At 52.2% G+C, this 2,676-nt stretch carries 3 protein-coding genes; 1 reads left to right on the top strand and 2 read right to left on the bottom strand.

Going from position 1 to position 2,676, the window contains the following annotated elements:
• Nucleotides 1-362: 362 nt before the first annotated feature.
• Both BLV81_RS23340 and BLV81_RS23335 read right to left on the bottom strand, forming a co-directional pair.
• A complete protein-coding gene (locus BLV81_RS23340; protein WP_092360272.1) occupies nucleotides 363-743 on the bottom strand; it encodes a cytochrome-c oxidase in 381 nt (126 codons plus the stop codon).
• Between the two features lie 178 nt (nucleotides 744-921).
• Nucleotides 922-1,782 carry an SDR family oxidoreductase gene (locus BLV81_RS23335; RefSeq protein ID WP_092360271.1) on the bottom strand — a complete coding sequence of 287 codons (861 nt, stop codon included), beginning with the start codon at nucleotides 1,780-1,782 and terminating at the stop codon, nucleotides 922-924.
• An 89-nt stretch (nucleotides 1,783-1,871) separates the two neighbouring features.
• Here BLV81_RS23335 and BLV81_RS23330 point away from each other — a divergent pair, with 89 nt between their 5' ends.
• The gene (locus BLV81_RS23330) at nucleotides 1,872-2,327 is read left to right on the top strand and encodes a winged helix-turn-helix transcriptional regulator (RefSeq protein ID WP_092360270.1); all 456 of its coding nucleotides are present in this window, start codon (nucleotides 1,872-1,874) and stop codon (nucleotides 2,325-2,327) included.
• Nucleotides 2,328-2,676: the final 349 nt, after the last annotated feature.

Here is a 2,676-nt window from a genome sequence, read left to right as displayed (position 1 = left end):
TAACGTCTTGGGATTAATTGCGTTTACACTGATGGCTGAAAAACGGTGAAAATATAATCCCCAAGGGGCGTCGCGTTTTCACACACTCTGGGCCGTGTTGAGCCGGTCGTGACAAGTCGATTTCGACCCAAAACTGCCTGTCAAGCTTCCCGAAAACTGACACTCAATTTGAGTGTTTGACAATTCGCGTCTTTCGCTGATTTGAAACATAAATATGAAAAAAAACTCTCAATTTTGACAGGTTTCGCCTTCGCAATACACATGCTACGCTGCTCGATCTTGATATTTATACAATTGGCATTGGCATGGCAATTCAAACATCAACTTCCATACCGAAAATTTCTTCAGGCGCGCTTACCAGATTACTCTCGACCGGCATTAGCTTTCACATTCATCAGAACGTTTGCGGTGAACGCTGCCAGGCCAATAATGACGCCGGCGGCAGAGATGGGGACGATGGGAACTGCAGCGGTATGCCCTGTAAGCACCAAGCAGAGCCCGAGCATGAAAAATGGCAGGCCGATGTTGTGCAACCAGAAATGAATTCGCGCTAGCAGCGTCAGCGCTGCGGCCGGGTAAAGGTGATAAATCAAACCCGCAAGCGCGAGCGAAGCCCAGCCTAGCAACGCGAGATGCGCATGGACTGGAGCCAAAGCAAAATTTTCGGTCGCCCCCATATAGCCGCCAAGTAACGCGCCGATTAATAGATAGATTACTGCGATCTTGAGAAATCGAATACCCATTGGAACCCCCTGTGAAAAACAAGCAACTGATCGTTGACACGACCAGCTAAATTAATCAATTGGTTATCAGCCATGCCTCGACACTTCAGAGGCTGAGTGCAACCAACAGCTCAGCGCAATGCGGCGCATCACGTTGGTTGACAAAGCATGGGCTTGGCGGCAATGTGCCAACGATTATCTACGCCTTAAGTTCCGCTGCAATCGTCTCAGCCATCGGCGTTGTTGGTCGGCCGATCAATGTACTGAGCTGGCGCTTATCGTCGAAAAGGCCACCTTGTGAAGCGCCGCTATCAGAATCTGCGAGCAGATCTGCGACTGGTTCGGGCAGACCAAAGCCCACGAGCGCCGCTTTGTAATCCGCACGCGGCAGGTTCATGTAGTTGACTGCCTTGCCTGACTGCCGCGAGATTTCGGCCGCGAACTCCGACAAGGTGTAGGCAGTATCCCCCGCCAGTTCGTAGACCCGTCCGGCTTGATCGGGAAGCGTCATCGCCAAAGCGGCCGCGGCGGCATAGTCAGCCCGCGAAGCCGAAGCAATTCGTCCGTCGCCGGCGCTACCCATCAGCGCACCGTGAGCCAGCGCCGTTGGAATTGAAATCGTGTAATTTTCGGTGTACCAACCATTGCGCAAGATAACGAATGGGATGGCTGAAGCTTTAAGCATCGCCTCGGTTTGAACGTGGTCAGCCGCCAACCCCAACGGAGATGTGCTGGCGTGTAGAACGCTCGTGTATCCGATCAACTTGACTTCACAATCAATCGCCGCGTCAATTACGGCGCGGTGGTGAGAGGCGCGCTGTCCGGGCTCGAGCTCGCTCGAAGATATAAGCAGCAGCTTATCCGCACCAGCAAGCGCTGTCCTAAGCGCCGCTGGCTGAGTGTAATCAGCCTGACGGACTTGAACGCCGCGATTCGATAAATCGGTTGCCTTCGCTGGATCGCGGACTAAAGCGACGATGCTTGATGCGGGTTCTGTGCGTAAAAGGTTTTCAATTACCAGACGACCTAGCTGCCCTGTGGCTCCTGTAACAACTATCATGACAAATTCCTTGGTTTGGTTGAGTAAGGCACTTACAATAATGTATTACCTTACTTTCCGTAAGTACGCACCGAAAGGTTAGTGTAGAGATGGCAACGCAAACCAAATTGATCGCATCTGAGTCCTTTTCCGCACAAGTTCGACGCGGGGGGCTCACTTCAACTGAATGCCCTTGTCGTGAGATGCTTAAAGACGTCACGAGTCCTTGGGGCGTATTGCTCCTTATCGTGCTGATGGGCGATGTTCGACGTTTCAGCGAGCTGCGCAGAATGGTCGGCGGCGTGAGCGAAAAAATGTTGTCGCAAACCCTGAAGCGCCTGGAAGCACACGGGTTGGTTCATCGGAAGTCTTATGAGACTGTACCGCCCCACGTGGAATATTCCTTGACTCCACTGGGAAGAATTGTGGGTGAGAGAGTTGAGGCGTTGGCCGACTGCATCGACACCATCCTTCCCGACATTTTGGATGCACGGCGTTCACCCCCTTCGCCCAAACACGCCTATCCTGATCTTGCAAGCACCGATGATCCTGTTACTCGACTTTGACGGCGTGTTCCATCTGGAACCTTGCTAGAAGAAGGTACAACTGCCTAGCGGGTGCCTGTTTTTCGAAGAGATCATGCGGGAATGTCCGTAAGTTGACATCGTGATCCGCACCACCTGACGACAGACTCGCACCTTGTCCTTCGCTCGAATTGAGCATTTTCGCGGTCTTGCGACGGTAGGCAGGAAAGAGGATCTCATCGTAAAAAATTTGCAAAAGCAATATCAAATTGGCCGAGGGCTTCAAGGTCCGGTAGTGGCCCAGAGTGTGTGAAAACGCGACGCCCCTTGGGGATTATATTTTCACCGTTTTTCAGCCATCAGTGTAAACGCAATTAATCCCAAGACGTTA

The organism is Collimonas sp. OK242, assembly GCF_900107095.1.
Classification (GTDB): Bacteria; Pseudomonadota; Gammaproteobacteria; order Burkholderiales; family Burkholderiaceae_D; genus Collimonas.
This window is presented reverse-complemented; position numbering and strand designations above follow the sequence as displayed.

Bases quoted from the DNA above. Each gene is read 5' to 3' on its own strand.
- BLV81_RS23340 (WP_092360272.1), bottom strand. From the start codon at position 743: ATGGGTATTCGATTTCTCAAGATCGCAGTAATCTATCTATTAATCGGC.
- BLV81_RS23335 (WP_092360271.1), bottom strand. From the start codon at position 1,782: ATGATAGTTGTTACAGGAGCCACAGGGCAGCTAGGTCGTCTGGTAATT.
- BLV81_RS23330 (WP_092360270.1), top strand. From the start codon at position 1,872: ATGGCAACGCAAACCAAATTGATCGCATCTGAGTCCTTTTCCGCACAA.